At 57.0% G+C, this 23,494-nt stretch carries 15 protein-coding genes; 12 read left to right on the top strand and 3 right to left on the bottom strand.

Annotated features, from left to right (window positions below; all coding sequences use genetic code 11):
* Positions 1-8 precede the first annotated feature (8 nt).
* From ACFL9S_RS17125 to ACFL9S_RS17140, 4 genes are read left to right on the top strand one after another with little or no spacing between them, the layout of a single operon-like run.
* Complete coding sequence (locus ACFL9S_RS17125) at positions 9-1,436, top strand: glycoside hydrolase family 1 protein (RefSeq protein ID WP_405263187.1); 1,428 nt, start codon at positions 9-11, stop codon at positions 1,434-1,436.
* A 10-nt stretch (positions 1,437-1,446) separates the two neighbouring features.
* Positions 1,447-1,764, top strand: a complete 318-nt coding sequence (locus ACFL9S_RS17130; RefSeq protein ID WP_405263069.1) for a PTS sugar transporter subunit IIB — start codon at positions 1,447-1,449, stop codon at positions 1,762-1,764.
* 40 nt (positions 1,765-1,804) lie between these two features.
* Positions 1,805-2,578 carry an FCD domain-containing protein gene (locus ACFL9S_RS17135; RefSeq protein WP_200643160.1) on the top strand — a complete coding sequence of 258 codons (774 nt, stop codon included), beginning with the start codon at positions 1,805-1,807 and terminating at the stop codon, positions 2,576-2,578.
* A 2-nt stretch (positions 2,579-2,580) separates the two neighbouring features.
* The gene (locus tag ACFL9S_RS17140; protein WP_405263188.1) at positions 2,581-3,033 is read left to right on the top strand and encodes a GNAT family N-acetyltransferase; all 453 of its coding nucleotides are present in this window, start codon (positions 2,581-2,583) and stop codon (positions 3,031-3,033) included.
* Between the two features lie 122 nt (positions 3,034-3,155).
* Here the strand turns inward: ACFL9S_RS17140 and galR are convergent, their stop codons facing one another.
* Complete coding sequence (gene galR, locus ACFL9S_RS17145) at positions 3,156-4,157, bottom strand: HTH-type transcriptional regulator GalR (protein WP_405263070.1); 1,002 nt, start codon at positions 4,155-4,157, stop codon at positions 3,156-3,158.
* 192 nt (positions 4,158-4,349) lie between these two features.
* Here galR and ACFL9S_RS17150 point away from each other — a divergent pair, with 192 nt between their 5' ends.
* Entirely contained in the window at positions 4,350-6,623 is a 2,274-nt protein-coding gene (locus ACFL9S_RS17150) for a molybdopterin guanine dinucleotide-containing S/N-oxide reductase (protein ID WP_405263071.1), read from the top strand.
* A 17-nt stretch (positions 6,624-6,640) separates the two neighbouring features.
* Here the strand turns inward: ACFL9S_RS17150 and ACFL9S_RS17155 are convergent, their stop codons facing one another.
* A complete protein-coding gene (locus ACFL9S_RS17155) occupies positions 6,641-6,934 on the bottom strand; it encodes a type II toxin-antitoxin system RelE/ParE family toxin (RefSeq protein WP_405263072.1) in 294 nt (97 codons plus the stop codon).
* Positions 6,903-7,169 (bottom strand): type II toxin-antitoxin system ParD family antitoxin, encoded by a 267-nt coding sequence (locus ACFL9S_RS17160; protein ID WP_405263073.1) that lies wholly within the window; start codon positions 7,167-7,169, stop codon positions 6,903-6,905. Before ACFL9S_RS17160 ends, ACFL9S_RS17155 begins: the two co-directional genes overlap by 32 nt.
* A gap of 516 nt (positions 7,170-7,685) precedes the next feature.
* On the opposite strand from ACFL9S_RS17160, the gene ACFL9S_RS17165 reads away from it, so the two are divergent.
* The 7 genes from ACFL9S_RS17165 (at position 7,686) to ACFL9S_RS17195 (ending at position 23,489) form a co-directional block, all read left to right on the top strand.
* Complete coding sequence (locus ACFL9S_RS17165; protein ID WP_405263074.1) at positions 7,686-9,401, top strand: penicillin-binding transpeptidase domain-containing protein; 1,716 nt, start codon at positions 7,686-7,688, stop codon at positions 9,399-9,401.
* A 646-nt stretch (positions 9,402-10,047) separates the two neighbouring features.
* Positions 10,048-11,178 (top strand): efflux RND transporter periplasmic adaptor subunit, encoded by a 1,131-nt coding sequence (locus ACFL9S_RS17170; RefSeq protein WP_405263075.1) that lies wholly within the window; start codon positions 10,048-10,050, stop codon positions 11,176-11,178.
* Positions 11,179-11,191: 13 nt separating this feature from the next.
* The gene (locus ACFL9S_RS17175) at positions 11,192-14,320 is read left to right on the top strand and encodes an efflux RND transporter permease subunit (protein WP_405263076.1); all 3,129 of its coding nucleotides are present in this window, start codon (positions 11,192-11,194) and stop codon (positions 14,318-14,320) included.
* Positions 14,310-15,716 (top strand): efflux transporter outer membrane subunit, encoded by a 1,407-nt coding sequence (locus ACFL9S_RS17180; protein WP_405263077.1) that lies wholly within the window; start codon positions 14,310-14,312, stop codon positions 15,714-15,716. The genes ACFL9S_RS17175 and ACFL9S_RS17180 overlap by 11 nt, the downstream gene beginning before the upstream one ends.
* A gap of 254 nt (positions 15,717-15,970) precedes the next feature.
* Positions 15,971-17,206, top strand: coding sequence for an MdtA/MuxA family multidrug efflux RND transporter periplasmic adaptor subunit (locus ACFL9S_RS17185; RefSeq protein WP_405263078.1), 1,236 nt, complete (start codon positions 15,971-15,973; stop codon positions 17,204-17,206).
* A complete protein-coding gene (locus tag ACFL9S_RS17190; RefSeq protein ID WP_405263079.1) occupies positions 17,203-20,394 on the top strand; it encodes an efflux RND transporter permease subunit in 3,192 nt (1,063 codons plus the stop codon). Before ACFL9S_RS17185 ends, ACFL9S_RS17190 begins: the two co-directional genes overlap by 4 nt.
* Positions 20,391-23,489, top strand: coding sequence for a multidrug efflux RND transporter permease subunit (locus ACFL9S_RS17195; protein ID WP_405263080.1), 3,099 nt, complete (start codon positions 20,391-20,393; stop codon positions 23,487-23,489). The genes ACFL9S_RS17190 and ACFL9S_RS17195 overlap by 4 nt, the downstream gene beginning before the upstream one ends.
* Positions 23,490-23,494: the final 5 nt, after the last annotated feature.

The raw sequence follows: 23,494 nt of genomic DNA on the forward strand, positions 1-23,494 counted from the left end.
GAGCTATGATGAGCACAATTAACGTCACTATCCCGGCCGATTTTATCCTCGGGGCTGCTGCCTCCGCGTGGCAAACCGAAGGCTGGAGTGGCAAGAAAGCGGGGCAGGACTCGTACCTGGATGCCTGGTATCAGCACGATCGCCACGTCTGGCACAACGGTTACGGCCCGGCGGTCGCCACCGACTTTATCAACCGCTACAAAGAAGATGTGGCCTTGATGAAAGCGTCAGGGCTGACGCATTACCGCACCTCCATTAACTGGTCGCGCTTTCTTACCGACTATGAAAATGCGGTGGTGGATGAAGAGTACGCTGCGTATTACGACAGCCTGATCGATGAGCTGCTGGCCAACGGCATTCAGCCGATGCTGTGCCTGGAGCACTATGAGTTGCCCGCAGCACTGCTGGAGCAGCACGGCGGCTGGGGTTCAAAACATGTGGTGGAACTGTTTGTCCGTTATGCCGAGCAGGTGTTTGCCCGCTACGCCCATAAAGTGACGCGCTGGTTTACCTTTAACGAGCCGATTGTGGTGCAGACGCGGGTTTATCTGGATGCGCTGCGCTGGCCGTATGAGCAGGACACCGACAAATGGATGCAGTGGAACCACCACAAGAATCTCGCCACGGCGAAGGTGGTACAGCTGTTCCGTGAGAAAGGTTATCAGGGCACGGTGGGCACCATCCTCAACCCGGAGGTGACGTACCCGCGTTCCCGTGCGGCGCATGATGTGAAAGCGGCGGAAATCTACGACCTGTTCTACAACCGCGTGTTCCTTGACCCGGCCATCAAAGGTGAATACCCGGCGGAGCTGGTTCAGTTGCTGGCAAAACATCAGGTGAAGTGGGATTACGACGCGCAGGAGCTGGCGATTATCGCCGCCAACCGGGTGGATGAAGTCGGCATCAACCTCTATTACCCGCACCGTGTGAAAGCGCCATCACGCGCCTGGCACCCGGAAACGCCGTTCCACCCGGCATTTTACTACGAGCACTTCGAACTGCCGGGGCGGCGAATGAACACCTCGCGCGGGTGGGAAATTCAGCCCGCTATCGTCTGGGATATGGCGCTGCGGATGAAAAATGATTACGACAACTTCCCGTGGTTCATCGCCGAAAACGGTATGGGGATTGAGAACGAAGCACGCTTTAAAAATGCGGAGGGTGAGATTCAGGACGACTACCGCATCGACTTTATCACTGAACACCTTTACCAGGCTCTGAGGGCCAACGCCGCCGGGATGAACTGCCAGGGGTATATGCTCTGGGCCTTCACCGATAATGTTTCCCCGATGAACGCCTTTAAGAACCGCTACGGACTGATTGAAATCGACCTTGATTGCCAGCGTCAGCGCCGGATGAAAAAATCCGCCCACTGGTATCAACAGGTCAGCGAACAGCGCCAGCTTTCCGTCACGCTGGATGATGAAGCCAAATAAGGAGTGACTGATGCAACGTATCGTACTGGCCTGCGCGGCAGGCATGTCCACCTCAATGGTGGTGACACGCATGGAAAAAGAAGCCGCAGCACGCGGGCTGGCATACCAAATCTATGCGATCCCGGAGCAGAATCTGCGTGACGAGCTGGAAAACTATCCCGGCGAAGTGGTGGTGGTGCTGCTGGGGCCGCAGGTCCGTTTTAAGCTTGAAGAGAATCGCAAGCTCACCGACAGCCACAATATCCCGATTGCGGTGATTGATTCGGTGGCTTATGGCACGCTTAACGGCGCAAAAGTACTCGATCAGGCGCTGGCTTTGGTAAGCTAGGCGGAATTGAAGGTCATAATGGTTTAAAAGGTGAGGATCTGTGGACAAAGGTGCGCCTGCGCAGGAAAAAAAGCAGTATCAGGAAATCGGGCACGATCTGCGGCAGCAAATCATCGATGGCCACTATCCGGTCGGCTCTCGTCTGCCGCCTGAACGCAATATTGCGGAAACATGGGGCGTCAGCCGCACCATTGTGCGTGAAGCGCTATTGATGCTGGAGCTGGAAGGCACGGTGGATATTCGCCAAAGCTCCGGCGTTTATGTGATGCGCATCCCGTCGGAAAGCAGTGACGAAGAGGAGGCGTTTTTCCGCAGCGATGTCGGGCCGTTTGAGATGTTGCAGGCGCGTCAGCTGCTGGAGAGCAATATCGCCGCGTTTGCGGCGAAAATGGCCACCAAAGCTGATATTGAAAACCTTAAACGCACCCTGGAGCAGGAGCAGCGCGCCATCGCCCTCGACGATAAAAGTCAGGACAATGACAAGCTGTTCCATCTGTTGCTGGCCGGGGCCACGCAGAATCAGATGCTGCTGGATACCGTTAACAGCATCTGGCGTCATCATGAGAGCAGCCCGCTGTGGCAGCAGCTGCGCAGCCATATTGAAACCCGCAGCTACCGCCTGAAATGGCTGGGCGATCATCAGACCATCCTCGCCGCGCTGCGCCGTCGTGATGTGATGGGATCGTGGCAGGCGATGTGGCAGCACCTGGAAAATGTGAAACACAGCCTGCTGGAATTGTCGGATGCGGATGCCCCGGACTTTGACGGTTATCTGTTTGAGTCGGTGCCGATTTTCCAGGGGAAACTGGTGTGAGTGTGCTGCGCATTGTGCCGCTAACCGCCGTGCCGGAACACCGTGAGACGATTATCGACTGGCAGTGGCAGGCGTTTGGTAGCGATAACAGCCGCGACTTTTTTGCCAGCGTGATCGACAGCAGTCTGAGCGGTGCCGATCTGCCGCTGACCTTTGTGGCGCTGGACGGCGATCGTCCGGTGGGGACTGTGGGATTATGGCGCTGCGATCTGATCAGCCGTCAGGATCTGTTTCCGTGGCTGGCGGCGCTGTACGTGGATGAAGATTACCGGGGGCGGGGATTAAGCGAGCAGCTCCAGCAGGCGGTGATCGACTGCTGTCACCAGCGTGGCGATGCGAATCTGTATCTCTATTCGGCCTTTGCCGATTATTACGAGCGTTTTGGCTGGCAGTATATTGGCGATGCGCTGGATTATCCGGCAACGGCGGTGCGGTTGTACCATAAGGCGCTGTAATAAAATCGGGTCGGGCATGCCCGACCCCTACGCAACAGTGGCAATATCTGTCACGGTGAGGCATGCCCGGCAGCAGCATCCGTAGGGGCGAGGCATGCCTCGCCCGTTGCTCCATCGGGGTATTAAGGCGGCGATCCCACCGAATGACGTCGCACCAGCGTTGGGCTGAACAGGTTGGTTATCTCCGGCAGTGGCTGATTGTGTGCCAGTGCCAGGGCCAGCTCGGCTGCCTGCTGCGCCATCGTCACAATCGGGTAACGTACCGTGGTCAGACGCGGCCGCACATAGCGTGAAACCAGCACGTCATCAAAACCAATCAATGACATCTCTTCCGGCACGCGCACGCCATTGTCACTCAGCACCGCCAGCGCGCCCGCCGCCATCGAATCGTTATAGCAGGCCACGGCACTGAAGGTTTTACCCTGACCGAGCAGCTCCGTCATCGCCTGTTCACCGCCCACCTCATCCGGCTCGCCGAAGGCCACCAGGCGGTCATTACAGGGCAGGTTGTGCTCTTTCAATGCATCGTAATAGCCTTGCAGCCGGTCGGTGGCATCAGAAATGGAATGCGTCGAGCAGATGTAAGCAATATTGGTGTGCCCCTGCTGGATCAGATAGCGCGTCGCCAGCCAGGAACCGTAACGGTCATCCAGCGCAATACAGCGAGTTTCAAAACCCCGCAGCACGCGGTTTAGCAGCACCATTCCCGGGATCTGCTTCATCAGCGGCACCAGCTCGGCATCAGGAACCTGCTTGGCATGAACCACCAGCGCGGCGCAGCGATGGCGCATCAGTTGCTCAATTGCCTGGCGCTCTTTCTGCTCATTATGGTAACCGTTACCAATCAGCAAAAAATTACCGGTTTGCCAGGCCACAGAATCCACGGCTTTGACCATCGCACCGAAAAACGGGTCAGAAACATCCCCGACCACCAGGCCGATGGTTTCCGTCGACTGCTGTGCCAGCGCCCGTGCATTGGCGTTGGGATGATATTGTAAAGACTCCATCGCGCTGGTCACTGCCAGGCGCGAACTTTCACTGGCTTTAGGGGAGTGATTAATCACACGCGACACGGTCGCCACCGAAACGCCCGCGAGCCTGGCAACATCCTTTATTGTAGCCATCGGTTAAATGCCTTCCTGGGTAAGCGTTTACATTGTCATTAGTGTTGCGGAAAGCGCCAGTGACTGCAAGCCTGCATCACCCCGCAGAATGTCGCAGCCATCGCAAAGCCGATCGATAAAACGGCTTGTTCGCGGCATGATGAAAAATGATATTCTGGTTTCCATAAAAACACCTGCTGAGTGGATCCGGTCATGACGATTAAAAAAGTGCCACACCTCGCCCACTGGGGCGCCTTTAGCGCCGTCGTTGAAGACGGGAAACTGCTCCGCTGTGAGCCTTTTTTCGCGGATCAGGATCCGTCACCGATGCTCAACAGCATTCCCGAACTGGTCTACTCCGATAAACGTATCCGCAAGCCGATGGTGCGCCGTTCGTGGCTGGCATCCCGTGAAAAGAGTGACCGTACTCTGCGTGGGCGTGAAGATTTTGTTGAAGTGGACTGGGACACCGCGCTGGACCTGGTGGCGGAAGAGAATCGCCGCGTGCGCGATCGTTACGGCGCCAGCGGTATTTTCAATGGTTCTTACGGCTGGTCGTCTGCCGGACGTGTTAACCATGCGCGCACCCTGGTCAGACGCTTCTATAACCTGGGCGGTGGCGGCATCGACCAGCAGGGCAACTACAGCTGGGGCGCTGCGCAGTTCTTCCTGCCGTATGTGATTGGCACCTATATGCCGCTCACCGGGCGCGTAACGGACTGGCCAAGCGTGGTTTCACACTGTGACATTTTTATCGCCTTTGGCGGGCTGGCGCTGAAAAACAGCCAGGTGGCTTCAGGTGGGGCAGGTGAGCACAGCCTGAAACCCGCGCTGTTACAGCTGGCGGCGAAAGGCACGCCGGTAGTGAATATCAGCCCGATGCGCGATGACTGCCCGGAGTTTGTCAACGCCGAGTGGATCCCCATCCGCCCGAATACCGACGTGGCCCTGATGCTGGCGCTGGGTTATGAAATTGAACGTCTGGGTGCCGTCGATAACGCCTTCCTGCAATCCCACTGCGTGGGATATCCGCAGCTGCGTGCTTACCTGCTGGGTGAGAGCGACGGCCAGGCGAAAACACCGCAGTGGGCCAGCGAGATCACTGGCATTCCGGCGGCGCGTATTGCTCTGCTGGCAACACAGCTGTGCGGTAAACGCAGCTTTATCACCTGTTCCTACTCCGTGCAGCGGGCACATCGTGGCGAACAGCCGTACTGGATGATGATTGCGCTCTCTTCCATGCTCGGCCAGCCGGGGCTGCCGGGCGCCGGGTTCTCCTTCGGCCACGGCTCGATGAACAGCGTGGGTAACCCGCGCACGGAAGGGCCATCACCGCTGATGTCTGCCGGATTTAATCCGATTGCCGACCTGGCGATCCCGGTGGCACGCATCAGCGATATGCTACTGAACCCCGGCACGGAATATACCTTCCAGGGACAAACCCACACTTACCCTGATATTCATCTGGTTCACTGGGCGGGCGGTAATCCGTTCCATCATCATCAGCAGCTTAACCGTCTGGTGGAAGGGTGGCAGCGCCCGGATACGGTGATTGTGCAGGACATCGTCTGGACGCCCGCCGCGCAGATGGCCGATATCGTCCTGCCGGTGACCACTTCGCTGGAGCGCAATGATATTGGCGGATCGTCAAAAGACCGCTTTGTGCTGGCGATGCACCAGGCGATTAAACCACAGCATCAGGCACGTAACGACTTTGATATCTTTGCCGATATCGCTGAGCGTCTGGGCTATCGCGATACCTTTACGGAAAACCGTAACGAACGCGAATGGATCGCGCATCTCTATCAGCAGTGCGCGGTGGCGCATCATGGCAAGGGCATTGATTTCCCGGAATTTGACACCTTCTGGAGCGAAGGGCATGTCGAGATCCCGCCGTCGGAGAAAGACTGGGTCTTTATGGAAGATTTCCGCCGCGATCCGGTGGCCCATCCGATTAAAACCGCCAGCGGTAAGATCGAGCTATTCTCAGAAACCATTGCCGGATATCAGCTGCCGGACTTTGGCCCACATCCTGAGTGGCAGCCGCCGCAGGAGTGGCTGGGCGCGCCGATTGGCCAGCGTTTCCCGCTGCATATGATCTCGATTCAGCCTCACGATCGTCTGCACAGCCAGATGGATGCCACGCCATCGGTACAGGCGAATAAAACCGCCGGGCGTGAAACCTTGTTGATGCATCCACAGGATGCCGCAGCGCGTGGCATTAGCGATGGCGATGTGATTGAGGTCAGTAACGATCGCGGCATCATGCAGGCGGGTGTGCGCATCAGTGACGGCGTCAGCCCGCAGGTTGTGCTGATTGCCACCGGAGCATGGTTTAATCCGGGCTTCGGCAAAGCCTGGAAGCCTTACGACCAGGCCGGGAATCCGAACGTGCTGACGCTGGATATTGGCACCTCGTCCCTGACGCAGGGACCGAATGCCATGAGCTGCCTGGTGGAGATCAGAAAAGCGAATGTCACCGTCTGATGAACGGGTGAGACGTGTTATCGCGCGGTAAATTGCTGTGCGATATCCCTTTTTTGATGAAGTATCCGAAGGACAAAAATGTCTTTGTCGCGAATCAGATAAAAGATGCTGTGACGCTGGTGATCCCAGCGTCGTAGCCCTGTCTTAATGGCATTTTGTTCTCTGCCTGACAATGGCAATGCTGCCAGTCTGCGTAGACATTGTGCCATCTCTTCAACATAGCTATCTGCCTGACGAGCGCCAAAACGGGTACGGCTGTAGCGATCGATTTGTCGAAAATCATCCGCAGCCAGATTTGACAGTTTGTACATTCAGTTCCCTTTTATTTTGTGCCGCAATTTCCTGTAGCGACAAGGTGCTTTCCCCGCTCAATTCACCCAGTTCAATGGCTTTTCTCAGGGCGTCCATTTCCATCTCTTTTTGCTCCAGTAATCTGAGTGCTGAGCGAATCACTTCGCTGGCCGAACCATACCGTCCATTTTCTATCATTTTTTTAACAAAATCAGTCAGTTGATCACCTATTGTTACGCTGGTTGTGCGAGCCATTACTCTCTCCTGTGTTAACTATTAACACAGATGATAGCGCTTATTCATACAGAGCTCACTATTTAACCTGGTTATTTCGGGTTGAAAAGCATCCCGTGAATAAAATGGAAGCGTGCTCTGAACATTTAGCAAACTGTACCGATCTGCGGGAGACATTGCATAAAACCCTACAAATCACATAGCTGGTTACATTTTGCGGGTAACTGTTGCGATTCCTGAGTAGCGACTTCACGTCCTGGATTGCTACAGTTCAAGTCCCAGAGGTATTGATGGGTGAACATCAAAAAGTCTTTAACGCTTTGTTTCACCAACCTGCGCAGATGCGCAGGTTTTTTTTGCCTTTTTTTCAGGAATAGTAAAGTAACAAGTTGATTAATAACTTCTTTTTATTAAGTTGCTGCAAGCGTTATCCTGCCGGTGCCACTCACGATCTGAAACACTGTTTCCCTGTTATCTCCACACCATTTTTTGTATAACTGCCAGCAAGTTATCTCCCAGCCTGCATCCGGAACCTACATGCCCCCGATTAAACGAAACTCGGCGAAATCTCAGCCTGCACCCACGTTCAATCCCGTGCGTTTCCGGGTTGTCTGTCTTGGCGTCCTGGCTTGCCTGGTCTTCCTGCTGGCGAGCGTGGCCGATCTGCAACTGATCAACCATCCGATGCTGGAAAAGCAGGCCGATGAACGCTCATTGCGTACCGTCACTCTGCCGACTAACCGGGGAACGTTGCTGGATCGTAACGGCGAAGCGCTGGCGTTAAGCGTCCCGTCCCGCGATGTGATTGCGGACCCACAGCGCGTGCTGGAAGGGCACCCTGACTTTACCAGCCCCAAGTGGCAGTACCTTGCTAATGCGCTGGAACAGCGCCCTGAGCAGCTTGCCGCACAGATTACTGCCAACCCGAAACGCCGCTTTCTCTACCTCGGGCGCAAAATTGAATTAGGCATTGCCAAAGATATCGTCAAACTGCATTTGACGGGGATCACCACGGTTTACGACGACAGCCGTTACTACCCGATGAGTGAAGCGACAGCACCCTTGCTCGGTATCGTTGGGGCGGACAATTCCGGGCTGACCGGGCTGGAAAAGGGTTTTGATAAGCTCTTGCAGGGCACGCCCGGCGTGGAAAAATACCGACAGGATGCCAGTGGCAACATTGTCGCGATGATTAACTATGATCCGCCGCAGCAGCCGCCCACCGTACAGCTCAGCATTGATAAATTTGTTCAGTACACTCTGTACAGCAAACTGCGCGATGGCGTGCTGCTGAATAAGGCCGATTCGGGCGCGGCCGTGCTGGTGAAAATCGATACCGGGGAGATCCTCGGTATGGCGTCCTATCCGTCTTTTAATCCCAATAACTTTGTCGATGTCTCCCCCGCACAGATGCGCAACACGGCCATCAACGACAGCTTTGAACCCGGATCCACGGTGAAACCGCTGGTGGTGATGGAAGGGCTGGCGCGTAAACTGGTGCGCCCGGATTCGGTACTGGATACCACGCCTTATCGCGTCAATGGTCATTTGATCCGCGACGTTGGCCACTGGCCGCGCCTGACCATGACCGGCATCCTGCAAAAATCCAGTGATATTGGCGTATCGCACATTGCCCTGGCAATGCCGGCAGAAGTGCTGGTGAATACCTACCATGCGTTTGGTCTCGGTAAGCCCACCGGATTAGGGTTGACCGGGGAAAGCGTGGGCTACTTCCCGCTGCACCGTGAGCGCTGGGCCGATATCGAACGTGCGACCTTCTCGTTTGGCTATGGTCTGCGCGTTACTCCACTTCAAATTGCGCGTGAATATGCCACTTTGGGTTCCTTTGGTATTTATCGGCCGCTGTCCATCACCAGGGTTAGCCCGCCGGTCGCGGGCCGTCGTGTGGCGGATGAAAATACGGTGCGAGCAGTGGTGCATATGATGGAGAGTGATGCCTTGCCGGGCGGAAGCGGGCTGCGTGCCGCTGTGCCAGGTTACCGCCTGGCAATCAAAACCGGTACGGCGGAAAAAATGGGCGACAGCGGAAAATATGATGGCGGCTATATCAACTACACCGCTGGGGTGGCACCCGCCAGTAATCCGCAGGTGGCGCTGGTGATTATGATTAACCATCCGACTGCTGGCGATCACTTCGGTGGCTCGGTTGCCGCCCCGGTATTCGGCAACATTATTGGCCCGGTGCTGAAGCATATGAATATTGCCCCGGATGCGATTTACCATCCGGGGTGATCCCGCAAAATAACTCCCCGCCCACGCGTTTGCGTGGGTTTTTTTGCCCTCAAATCCCTCTTTCACTGCCCTATCCTGTTGGTTTCTTTTACTGACAACTTTTCTGTGGCACTTACACAAATCGACAAAATAAGCACTGACCAACGCGCTATGGTGAGACACCACGGTGCAGTGACGCATTCCATTGTGACGTGTCAGCCCCCTGAGGTGTTGGTAGCGCTGCAGGGGGCGTTTCTGGCCTTCAGGAACCGATAACATGCCGAAACTTAAAGACAGGACGCCAAAAACTGGCGGGCGTTCAGCCGCCTTTCAGCTCCGTATTCACCCTCAATTGCACGATCAGTTGAGATCGATAACTGACAATGAAAATGTGACGCTCGCCTGTTGGCTGAAGGATCTGGCCCGGCGTGAACTCAGAAGGAGGGGAATAGAGCCACTGGGTTAACCAGGGCATTGATTGCAGGAGGCAACAGCTATCGGCATCCGCCAATCCGATACGGCACGAGAAGCTTACGCGTAGCGTTTCGATAAAGAACTTAGCGGAAACTTAACACAGCCAGATTTTTGTACCCTCTATTAATGCCCTTCCTTTATGAGAGTAATCACTCTCGTTATTAATTTAAAACTATCTAATTGAGATTTCACCATGCGATTAAGGATGATTCCCGCGAGTTTGATTTTTTTGCTGGCCGCCTGCGACCAGACCGCTGCACCGCCCAAAGACACGTCTGTTCATGTCGGTATCAGCACCTTGCACAGTGAACCTGTGACGCTGTTTACACAGTTACCGGGTCGTACCACGGCCATCCGCACGGCAGAAGTGCGACCCCAGGTCAGCGGTATTGTACTGAAACGACAGTTCACGGAGGGGAGTGAAGTGAAGGCCGGACAATCGCTCTACCAGATTGACCCCGCCAGTTACCAGGCCTCCTACGACAAGGCAATGGCGACCTTGATCAACGCGAACAAAGTGGCTGAACGCTATAAACCGCTGGCCGCTGCTCATGCCATCAGCCAACAGACCTACGATGACGCCGTGGCCAGTGCTCGCGAAGCGAAAGCCGATGTCGAAACGGCACGCGTTAACCTCAATTACACCCAGGTGCGGGCGCCCATCTCCGGCCAAATCGGGCGTTCGCTGTCTACCGAAGGGGCGCTGGTGACCAACGGGCAAAGCAGTTATATGAGCCTGATCCAGCAGCTTGACCCCATTTATGTCGATGTCAGTGCCTCATCACTGGATCTCCTCGCGCAGCGCCGCGCACTGGCTGAAGGGCTGTTAAAAAAAATCGGCGATCATGCCGCAGCGGTGAAACTGACGCTGGAAGATGGAACTCTCTATCCGCAAGAGGGCCGGCTGGAGTTCTCAGAAGTGACGGTGAATGAAAGCACTGGCAGTGTCACGCTACGTGCAGCCTTCCCCAACCCGCAGCGTGAACTGTTGCCTGGCATGTTTGTCCACGCCAGCTTCCCGCAGGGGATTGCTGAGCAGGGCATTCTGGTGCCGCAGGAATCGATCATGCATGACATTAAAGGTCGGCCTTATGTCTTCCTTGTGGGCGCGGACAACCGCATCAAGGAGCAGTCGATCATCACCGGTCAGATGATCGGTTATAAATGGTTGGTGAATTCTGGGCTGAAATCGGGCGACCGGGTGGTGGTGAATGGGCTGCAAAACGTGCAGGTTGGAACGCGAGTGACCACCAGCGCCAGCACGAATGGGCCATTGAACGCCTCGACAGTCAATCTGACGACCACCGACGCATCGGCGCAGTAGCAAGGAAACCCTGATGTCTAAATTTTTTATTGAACGTCCCATCTTTGCCTGGGTGATCGCTATCGTGGTGATGCTGGTGGGGGGACTGTCGATTCTGAGTCTGCCCATCAATCAGTACCCGAATATTGCCCCCCCGGCGATTTCGGTGCAGGTGGCCTATCCGGGCGCAAGTGCAGAAACCACGCAAAATACCGTGGTGCAGGTCATTGAACAGCAGTTGAACGGGCTGGATAACCTGCGTTATATCGAATCACAAAGTAACAGTGACGGCAGTGCATCAATTATTGTCACCTTCAATCAGGGCGCCGACCCGGATATTGCCCAGGTTCAGGTACAGAACAAAGTCTCGCTGGCTGAGTCACAATTGCCGGTTGAAGTGGTGAATCAGGGGATCAATATTCGTAAGTACCAGGCCAACTTTATGCTGGTTGTCGGGCTGACGTCGAGTAATCCCAACCTGAGTAATGGCGACCTTGCTGACCTGCTGGTATCGAAATTACAGGACCCGATCGCCCGCAGCAACGGTGTGGGCGACTTTATGGTGATGGGGGCCGAGTACGGGATGCGTATCTGGCTCGACCCGGCAAAGCTGTATAAATACCAGCTGGTTCCCAGCGATATCACCACGGCGATCAGCCAGCAAAACGTGCAGGTTTCCAGCGGTAAGCTGGCCGGATTACCGACGGTGCAGGGCGCAAAATTCAGTGCGACTATCGTCGGGAAAACCCGTATGCAGTCAGTGGAGCAGTTCAAAAATATTCTGCTGAAGGTCAATGCCGATGGTTCACAGGTGCGCCTGCGTGATGTGGGCGGTATCGATCTTGGCCCACAGGATTACAGCATTTCCGCCACCTTGAACGGTGAACCGTCGGTCGGTATTGCACTGCGCCTTTCCAGCGGTGGGAACGTGCTGGATGCGATCAACAGCGTGCGCCATACTGTTGAAGGCATTAAACCTTTCCTGCCGGAAGGGGTGAAAGTGAATTTCCCCTACGATACCGCACCTGTTGTCAGCGCCTCGATTAAGGAAGTGGTGAAAACGCTGATTGAAGCGATTGTGCTGGTATTCCTGGTCATGCTTCTGTTCCTGCAAAACCTGCGTGCCACGCTGATTACCACCATGGTGGTCCCGGTGGTGCTGCTGGGCACATTCGGTATCCTTGCGGCCTGCGGTTACACCATCAATATTCTCACGATGTTTGGCATGGTGTTGGCCATCGGGCTGTTGGTCGATGACGCCATCGTTGTGGTGGAAAACGTTGAGCGTGTGATGCACGACGAAGGGCTGGACCCGAAAGCCGCCACGATTAAGTCCATGCAGCAGATTCAAGGGGCGCTACTGGGGATTGCCCTGGTGCTGTCAGCCGTGCTGCTGCCGATGGCCTTTTTCAGTGGTTCCACCGGGGTCATCTATCGCCAGTTCTCGATCACGATCGTCTCTGCGATGGCACTGTCGGTACTTATGGCGATGATCTTCACCCCGGCACTGTGCGCCACGTTGCTGAAAGCGACCGCTACCGAGCATAAAACCACCGGGATGGCGGGCTGGTTTAACCGTAAATTCGATACCGGGACGCTTTATTACACCCGTGGCGTGGGGAGCGTCATTTCCAAACGCAGCCTGTTCCTGGTGATCTACGTGGTGATTATTGCTGCGACGGGTTATCTGTTTACCCGCGTGCCCACCTCATTCCTGCCGGATGAGGACCAGGGGGTAATGATGGTGCAGGTGACGCTGCCAGCCAATGCCTCCAGTGGACGCACCCAGGAAGTGTTGAACGACATTGGCGACTGGTTGCTGAAGAATGAACCTGAAGTGAAATCGGTCTTCTCGCCTAATGGCTTCAGTTTTGCCGGGCGTGGGGAAAATGTCGCCATGTCCTTTGTGCTGCTGAAACCCTGGGATCAGCGCAACAGCGAGCAGTCGGTACAGAAACTGGCCGCCCGCACGATGGCGCATTTCGCCACACTCAAAGATGCCAAAGTGTTTGCTCTGGTACCGCCCGCCGTTATGGAACTGGGGAATGCCACGGGCTTCGACTTCTTCCTGCAGGACGTCAATAACCAGGGACATGCTGCACTGATGGCGGCGCGTAATCAGTTCCTTGCGATGGCCGCGAAAGACAAACGCCTGTTCGCCACGCGTCCAAATGGGATGGAAGATGAGCCGCAATATCATCTGATTATTGATGATGAACGCGCGCGGGCGCTGGGCCTTAGCCTGGATGATATTAACGACGCGCTCTCCACCGCCTGGGGTTCGAACTACGTGAACCAGTTTATCTACAGCGGCCGCGTCAAGAAGGTCTATGTGCAGGGTAACGCCGGTTCGCGTGTGACCCCGGAAGATCTCGATAAGTGGTACTTCCGTAATACCAGTGGCGACATGGTGCCTTATTCCGCCTTCGGAAGTGGCAAGTGGGAATATGGTTCACCGCGCTATGAGCGCTTCAACGGTGCTTCATCGGTGGAGATTATGGGCTCGCCAGCACCCGGTTACAGCTCGGGTGATGCGGTAAAAGCAGTGAATGAAATTGCTGCCAAATTGCCGGAAGGGTTCCGCGTTGGCTGGCACGGTTTGTCTTTCGAGGAGCAAATGTCCGGTTCGCAGACCCCGGCACTGTATAGCATCTCCATTCTGATGGTGTTCCTCTGCCTGGCCGCGCTGTATGAGAGCTGGTCGATCCCGTTCTCGGTGCTGATGGTGGTGCCGCTGGGTGTATTAGGTACTATTCTGGCGGTGCTGATGCGTGGCCTGGAAAATGACGTCTTCTTCCAGGTGGGGCTGTTGACGACCGTCGGCCTTGCCGCCAAAAACGCCATTCTGATTGTCGAGTTTGCCAAAGATCTGCATGAGAATCAGGGGAAAGGGTTTGTGGATGCGGCAATGGAGGCCGCGAAACTGCGTATCCGTCCGATCATTATGACTTCAATGGCCTTTGTGCTGGGGGTGCTACCGCTAACGATGTCCCACGGCGCAGGTGCGGGCAGTCAGCACTCCATTGGTACGGCCGTCGTCGGGGGGATGCTCACCGCGACCTTCCTTGCCATCTTCTTCGTGCCGATGTTTTACGTCGTGGTTTCCCAGCGTTTTTCTGCTAAGAAAAAATCGAAAACCGAGGTTCAAGAACATGATGCGTAAGTGTTTTTACCTGGGGGTATTGCCTCTGACGGTGATCCTCGCGGGTTGTACTATGGCGCCAGACTATCATCGCCCGGCCTTACCCGTTGCTGCGCATTACGATAGCCAGAGGGCAGCTTTGAGCGGAAACGGTGCGGATATCCGCTGGCAGAATTTCTTTACCGATCCGGTCATGCACAGGCTGATCGCCAGTGCATTGTCTAATAACCGCGATCTGCGTGTGGCGGCACTGAATGTGGACGTGGCGCGCTCGCAGGTGCAAATTGAGCGTGCGGCACTGATGCCGTCGCTTGATTTCAATGGCGGTGATAGCGGCACGCATCTTCCGGGTAATCTCTACAGCACGCAGAGCAGCGGGCCGGTGACGTATCACCAGCTGAATACCAGCCTGGGTGTCACCGCCTGGGAGCTGGACTTCTTTGGTCGTTTGCAAAGTCTGCATAATGAGGCACTGGAAGCCTGGCTGGCCAGTGCGGCCACGCAACGGGCGACACAGATCAGTCTGATTGCCGAAGTGGCTTCTGGCTATCTATCACTCTGTTCCGATAACGAGCTGCTGAAACTGGCGCAGGATACGGCCAACAGCCAGCAGGACTCCTGGGATCTGACCAAACGCAGCTATGATGGCGGCGTGGCGAGCGAACAGGATCTGGTGCAGGCCGAAACCGCGGTACGTGCAGCTCAGGCGGATATCGCCACCTACAGCCGCCAGGTACGTCAGGATGTGAACGCCCTTGCGCTGCTGGTGGGCAGCGATCTGCCCGCGGGTCTGCTGGCGGGCGCCCGTTTGCAGAAAGCGTGGAACTTCCCGGCCACTCCGGCCGGACTGCCTTCCGACCTGCTGACGCATCGACCGGATATTATCGCTGCCGAACATACGCTAAAAGCGGCGAATGCCAACATTGGCGCGGCACGAGCAGCATTTTTCCCCAGCATTTCTCTGACGGCGGCGGGCGGTTCCACTTCTGCTACCTTCAGCCATCTGTTGTCGGGCGGAACGGCCGCCTGGTCATTCGGGCCGAGTATCAACCTGCCCATCTTTGATGGCGGGGTGAACTCGGCCAATCTGGATATTGCGAAATTGCAAAAACGCATTGAAATTGCGGACTATGAGAAGACGATCCAGACGGCATTCAAAGAGGTGGGGGATGCGCTGGCCGGGCAGGAAACCTATCAGGATGAACTGAATGCACGTCAGCTGGATGAAGTAGCGAATCAGCGTAACTTCGATTTTGCTAACGTGCGCTACCGTGAAGGTGTGGACAATTATCTGAATGTGTTGGTGGCACAGCGCTCACTGTATGCGGTGCAGCAGTCATTGATTACCACCCGCCTGGGGCAGCTCAACCAGCAGATCACGCTGTATAAAGCACTGGGAGGTGGCTGGAAATCGTGAGCATTCTTGATTAAATCGCGTACTTCTTACGATTTTTTTACGTGCAAAGAATAGAATTTCATCATTTAAATAGATGATAATAGGAATTACTATCAACAACGTTTGATGGTTTTGCGGGTCAGGCGTGCCTGACCCCTACGCATGTTGCAGTGTTAACGTAGGGGCCAGGCACGCCTGGCCCGCATTAAGTTTCTGTCGCGGCGGTGATTACCGCCGTGTTTTTCCTATTGCTGCATTTTAATTGACAGAGCCTCATGACCGTAATCTCCCCGAAGAAGTCGCACTCCCGGCGTCAAATCATTCTCTGCGTCATTTTGCTAGTGCTTGCTGCTGCCCTGGTCTGGCGTTTCTGGCCGCACGCTCAGAGCGGAGCCGGTGGCGCTGGCGGCATGCGTGGTCCAGGTGGCCCCGGTGGGCCGGGACAGATGATGGCGGGGATGACAACGCCCGTGCACACCGGTGCCGTGGTGTTGGCCGATGTGCCGGTCTACCTGACTGCGCTGGGTACGGTGATCCCCAATGCGACGGTGACCGTGACCAGCCGGGTCGATGGACAGCTGACGCACGTCTGGTTCAAAGAGGGGCAGAAAGTGGCCTCCGGGCAGGTGCTGGCGCAGATCGACCCGCGAAGCTACCAGGCGACGCTGGCGCAGTATCAGGGCGACCTCAACCAGAACCAGGCGCTGCTGAAAAGCGCGCAGCTGACGCTGGCCCGCTATCAGAAATTGTATGCGCAGGACTCGCTGGCGCGTCAGGACCTTGATACCCAAATCGCGACGGTAGGGCAGTACAGCGGGGCGGTCAAGGCCGACCAGGCACAAATTGACGCCGCTAAACTCAATATTGAGTATGCACGTATCACCGCCCCGATCAGCGGGCGCGTTGGCCTGCGCCTGGTGGATGCCGGAAATATGGTGCAGAGCAGCTCAACCACCGGGCTGGTCACCATCACCCAGACACAGCCCGCCGCTGTGACTTTCAGCGTGCCACAGAGCAACATCCCGACCCTGTTGAAAGCCCTGCACAACGATCAGAGCCTGCCTGCCACTGCGTTCGACCAGCAGGGCAGCAGCGAGCTGGCACAGGGGGAAGTGCAGTTTATCAGTAACCAGATTGACACCAGCACCGGCACCGTCACGCTGAAAGCGCAGTTTGCCAACCTCGACGAAGCACTCTATCCCAATCAGTTTGTCAATCTGCGCCTGCAAACCAGCACCCTGAAACAGGCGACGGTGATCCCGGGCCAGGCGCTGCAACTGAGCAGCGACGGCAGCTTTGTCTACGTGGTGAATAAAGACAACACCGTGACCCGCAAAGCGGTGAAAACCGGGCCGGTGTTTGGCAGCGACCAGCAGGCGATCCTTGAAGGCGTCAGCGCCGGTGAACAGGTGGTGACGGAAGGCATTGACCGTCTGACCGACGGCAGCAAAGTCTCCGTGGTCACCGCCGAAGAGACCGCCGCCGCTATCGGGGGCAAGAAAGCGCAATGAATCCATCGCGCATCTTTATCGAACGCCCGGTAGCCACCATTCTGCTGATGGTGGGCGTGCTGATTTCCGGTATTTTTGCCTACCGGATGCTCTCCACCTCGGCGTTGCCGCAGGTGGATTACCCGACCATTCAGGTCACCACACTTTATCCCGGTGCCAGCCCGGATGTGATGGCGTCATCCGTGACGGCACCGCTGGAGCGCCAGCTTGGGCAGATGTCCGGTCTCAGCCAGATGGCCTCCAGCAGTGCCAGCGGATCGTCGGTGATCAGCCTGAAGTTCTCGCTGGATCTGTCACTGGATGTGGCCGAACAGGAAGTGCAGGCGGCGATCAATGCCGCCGACAGCCTGCTGCCAACCGATTTACCCAATCCGCCGACCTATAAAAAGGTCAACCCGGCGGACAGCGCGGTGATCACGCTGGCCGCCAGTTCCGATACGCTGCCGCTGACCAAAGTGCAGGATCTGGTCAACACCCGTATTGCGCTGAAACTGTCGCAGATTTCCGGGGTCGGCATGGTGACGCTGGCGGGCGGGCATCAGCCTGCAATCCGCGTGCAGATGGACCCGAAAGCGCTGGCCGCACATGGCCTGACGCTGGAGGACGTCAACACGCTGGTCAGCAACAGCAACGTCAATGGCTCGAAAGGGGGCTTTGATGGTCAGTACCATTCGGTCACCATCGATGCTAACGATCAGCTGCGCACGGCCGCTGAATACGGCAACCTGATCCTGACGTATAAAAATGGCTCGGCACTGCGTCTGCGCGACCTGGCGCACATTGAAGAAGCCGCTGAGAATACGTACCAGTCGGCGTGGGCCAATAACAAACCGGCAATCGTTATCAGCGTGCAGCGCCAGCCGGGCGCTAACGTGATTTCGGTAGTGGACAGCATTAAAGCGCAGCTGCCGACCTTGCAGGCGGCCCTGCCGGACGGCGTCAACGTCACGGTACTCTCAGATCGTACCCAGACCATTCGGGCGTCGATTAGCGATGTGCAGTTTGAGCTGATGCTGTCGATTGCGCTGGTGGTGATGGTGACCTTCCTGTTCCTGCGCAACGTGGCCGCCACGCTGATCCCAAGCGTTGCCGTGCCGCTGTCGCTGGTGGGCACCTTTGGCGTGATGTATCTGGCCGGTTTCAGCCTCAATAACCTGTCGCTGATGGCGCTGACCGTGGCCACCGGCTTCGTCATTGATGATGCGATTGTGGTGGTGGAGAACATCTCCCGCCGTCTGGAAAAGGGCGAAAGCCCGATGGAAGCCGCGCTGAAAGGCTCGCAGCAGATCGGCTTTACCATTATTTCCCTGACCTTCTCGCTGATTGCGGTGCTGATCCCGCTGTTGTTTATGGGGGATGTGGTCGGGCGACTGTTCCGCGAATTTGCCATCACGCTGGCGGTGTCGATACTGGTTTCCATGCTGGTGTCGCTGACCCTGACGCCGATGCTGTGCGCGTATTTGCTGCGCCATATTCCTGAACACCGCCAGACGCGCTTCTACCGTAAAGGCGGCGAGTTTTTTGACAAGCTGGTGGCCGGATATGATCGCCTGCTGACCATTGTCCTCAACCATCAGCGTCTGACGCTGCTGGTCGCTTTAGCGACTCTGGTCCTGACGGCGTTGCTCTATCTGGTGGTGCCGAAAGGGTTCTTCCCGGCGCAGGACACCGGGTTGATCCAGGGCGTCACCGTCGCCTCGCAGGATGTGTCATTTAAAGAGATGTCGCGGCGTCAGCAGCAGCTGGCAGAAATCATCCTGAAAAACCCGGCGGTCGACAGCCTTTCCTCGACGGTGGGGATCGACGGCAGTAATACCAGCCTGAACAGCGGCCGTTTGCAGATCAACCTTAAGTCGTTTGACCAGCGCGATGAACGTGCCGACAGCGTGATTGCCGAGCTGCAACAGGCGACGGCGGGCGTGCCGGGCATCTCACTTTATCTGCAATCTGCGCAGGATCTGACGGTTAACGATCAGGTCACGCCGGACCGCTACCAGCTGACGCTGGACGATGCGGACAGCCAGCACCTGGTGGAGTGGTCACCGAAGCTGGTCAGCGCATTGCAGAAGCGCCCGGAATTTAGCTCGGTGGTCAGTAACCTGCAGGATCAGGGGCAGGTGGCATACGTTGAGCTGAACCGCGATGCCGCTGCCCGTTACGGCATTACCGCCTCTGATGTGGACACCGCGCTGTATAACGCCTTTGGGCAGCGCCTGATCTCGACCATTTTCACCCAGTCGAATCAGTATCGCGTGGTGCTGGAAGTGGCGCCAAAATTCCAGCAGTCTCCGGCCTCGTTTGATGATATCTATCTGCAACCCTCAGCCAGCAGCAGTTCGTCATCATCAACCAGCACAACAGGCACCAGTACGGCCAGCAGCAGTTCAACGGACAGCACGACGAGCACCACCACCAGCGGTATGGTGAAACTGACCTCGCTCGCCAGCATTCACCTGCGTACCGGCTCGCTGGTGCATATGCGGCTGAATCAGTTCCCGGCGGTGACAGTCTCGTTCAATCTGAACGAGGGCTACTCGCTGGAGCAGGCGCAGCAGGCCATTAGCGAGGTGAGCACCTCCCTGGCGGTGCCGCAGTCGATTACCCTGCGTTATCAGGGCGAAGCGGCGGCGTTCCAGAGTGCCACCGGCAATACGCTGTGGCTGATCCTCGCCGCACTGCTGACCATGTATGTGGTGCTGGGTATTCTTTACGAGAGCTTTATTCACCCGGTGACCATTCTCTCCACGCTGCCGTCGGCGGCGGTGGGGGCGTTACTGACGCTGATGCTGGCGGATACCGAATTCAGCCTGATTGCGCTGATTGGGGTGATCCTGCTGATCGGCATCGTGAAAAAGAACGCCATTATGATGATCGACTTTGCGCTGGAGGCCGAGCACAAGCAGCACCTCAGCCCACGTGAGGCGATCCATCAGGCCTGCCTGCTGCGCTTCCGTCCGATCCTGATGACCACTATGGCGGCACTGCTCGGCGCACTGCCGCTGATGCTGGCCTCCGGCTCTGGCGCGGAGCTGCGTCAGCCGCTGGGGCTGGTGATTGTCGGCGGGCTGATCTTCAGCCAGGTGCTGACGCTGTTCTCTACCCCGGTGATCTACCTGTGGTTTGATGGCGTGTCGCAGCGTATGAAGCGCTATCTGCGCCGTTCAGCCGCCGTGCGGGGGCGTGAATGAGTATCACGCGTCTGTTTATTTTCCGCCCGGTTGCCACGCTGTTACTGACGCTGGCGCTGGTGCTGCTGGGGGCGCTGGGCTATCGCCTGCTGCCGGTCGCGCCGCTGCCGACGGTGGATTTCCCGACCATTATGGTGTCGGCTGACCTGCCGGGGGCCAGCCCGGAAACGATGGCCGCCACGGTGGCCACGCCGCTGGAGCGTGCGCTGGGGCAGATTGCCGGTATTACGGAGATGACGTCGGAGAGTTCACAAGGCTCGACCAACATCATTCTGCAGTTTGCCCTCGATCGCGATATTAACGGCGCGGCGCGCGATGTGCAGGCCGCCATCAATGCGGCGCGCAGCCTGCTGCCGAGCAGTATGCCGTCGCTGCCTACCTATCAGAAAGCCAACCCGTCCGATGCCCCGGTGCTGATGATGGCGCTGTCATCCACCACCCGCACCAGCGCCGAGCTGTACGATCTGGCCGACAGCAAAATCAAACAGAAAATTGCCCAGGTCACGGGCGTGGGCGATGTCTCCCTGCGCGGCAGCGCCCTGCCTGCGGTGCGTATTGAGCTGCAACCGCAGCAGTTAAGCCAGGCGGGCGTGTCGCTGGACAGCGTGCGTGAAGCCGTTGCCAACAGCACCACCAATCTGCCGAAAGGGAGGCTGGAAGGGAAAAGCCAGTCATGGATGGTGGACGGTAACGGCCAGCTCGATCAGGCCAGCCAGTACCGCAATCTGGTGGTGAGCTACAGCAACGGCCGCGCCATTCACCTGAGCGATGTCGCGAAGGTGTCTGACTCAGTGGAAGATAACTACAGCGCCGGGTTCTATAACGGGTCGCCGTCGGTCACCATCGGCGTGACCCGTTCAGCCGGGGCTAACATGCTGGAAACCATTGATGGCATCAAAGCCCAGCTGCCGCTGATTGAAAAAGATCTGCCCGCTGACGTGAAGCTGACCATTGTGGTTGACCGTTCGCCTAACGTGCGCGCCTCGCTGTATGAAACCGAAGAGACGTTACTGATTGCCATGCTGCTGGTGATCGGCGTGGTGTTTGTTTTCCTGCGCGATGTGCGCGCGCTGGTGATCCCGGCGCTGGCGCTGCCAGTCTCGCTGATTGGCACCTGCGCGGTGATGTACCTGTGCGGCTACAGCCTGGATAACCTGTCGCTGATGGCGCTGATTATTGCCACCGGCTTTGTGGTGGATGACGCCATCGTGGTGCTGGAAAATATCACCCGCTATATCGAAGAGGGGCTAAGCCCGGTGCGCGCCGCGATCAAAGGCGCGCAGGAGGTGAGCTTCACCGTGCTGTCGATGACGCTGTCGCTGGTGGCGGTGTTTATCCCCATCCTGCTGATGGGCAGCATTGTCGGGCGCCTGTTCCGCGAATTTGCCGTGACGCTGACCGCTTCACTGATTATCTCTATGCTGGTCTCACTCAGCCTGACGCCGATGCTCTGCTCGCGCCTGCTGAAGCGTAAACCGGCGGTGACAAAACGCCCGCATCCGCTCTATCAGTGGATTGAAAATGGCCTTAACCGCCTGCTGGCAGGCTACGCTGCCGCGCTGGCGTGGGTGATGCGCCATCAGCGCCTGACGATGTTCAGCCTGCTGCTGACGGTGATCCTTAACGTCTTTCTCTATTCTGTGGTGCAGAAGGGCTTCTTCCCGAACCAGGACACCGGGCTGTTGATGGGCATGATGCGTGCCGATCAAAACGTCTCGTTCCAGGCGATGGAACCGAAAGTGAAAGCCTATGCGGCGATGATCGAAAAAGATCCGGCGGTAGATGGCGTGATGTCCTCAATGGGCAGCGGGGCGTTTGGCTCGCGTAATACCGCCATGTTCTTCGTTCATTTGAAAGATTTCGACCAGCGCGATGCGAATGCCAGCGAAGTGGCCAACCGCCTCAGCGGTAAAACCCTGAATGTACCCGGCGTGCAGCTGTTCCTGATGGCGGCGCAGGATCTGCATATCGGCGGGCGCAGCGCGAATGCCTCGTATCAGTACAGCCTGCAGGCTGACGATCTCGATACGCTGCGCATCTGGACACCAAAAGTGAAGGCGGCGCTGGAGCAGATCCCTCTGTTAACCAGCATTGATTCTGATTCGCAGACCGGTGGGCAGGAAGTGATGATCACTGTCGATCGTGACCGCGCCACCCGGCTGGGTGTGGATGTGCAGATGCTGGATGACATGCTGAATAACGCCTTCAGCCAGCGCCAGGTGGCGACACTCTACAAAACGCTGAATCAGTACCATGTGGTGATGTCACTCAGCCCGGAATGGACGCGCGATCCGGATACGCTCAACAAACTGTTTGTGGTGAATGACAGCGGCGCTCGCATTCCGCTGTCAGCTTTTGCCAGCATCAGCGGCAGCAACGCACCGCTGTCGGTTAACCATCAGGGACAGTCGGCCACCAGCACTATCGCCTTTAACCTTCAGGATGGTGCATCGCTGGAAGAGGCGCAGGCGGCGGTGAAAACCGCGATGGCAAAAATTGGCTTGCCGAACACCATTCAGGCCGGTTTTGCGGGGACCGCGCAGGCCTTTGCCGAGCTGAATGCCTCCATGCCGTGGTTGATCCTCGCGGCGCTGGTCGCGGTTTATATCGTGCTGGGGATGCTGTATGAAAGCTATATTCATCCGCTGACCATTCTCTCCACGCTGCCGTCCGCTGGCGTCGGCGCGCTGTTGCTGATGCTGTTAACCGGCACGGAGCTGACGGTGATTGCGCTGATCGGCATCCTGCTGTTGATCGGCATCGTGAAGAAGAACGCCATTATGATGATCGACTTTGCGCTGGCGGCAGAGCGCAAGCAGGGAATGACCCCGCAGCAGGCGATCACTCAGGCCTGCCTGATGCGCTTCCGTCCGATTATGATGACGACCCTGGCGGCGTTCTTCGGCGCGTTGCCGCTGGCGCTGGGCAGCGGGGGGGATGCTGACCTGCGCAGCCCGCTGGGGCTGGCGATTGCCGGTGGCCTGGCCCTGAGCCAGTTACTGACCTTATTCACTACTCCGGTGGTGTACCTCTATCTTGACCGCGCCAGCCGTGCCACTCGACGTCAGTGGCTGCGTCTGCGTCATGCTGAATAACCCAA

This window comes from Erwinia sp. AnSW2-5 (assembly GCF_045107195.1).
Lineage (GTDB): Bacteria > Pseudomonadota > Gammaproteobacteria > Enterobacterales > Enterobacteriaceae > Erwinia.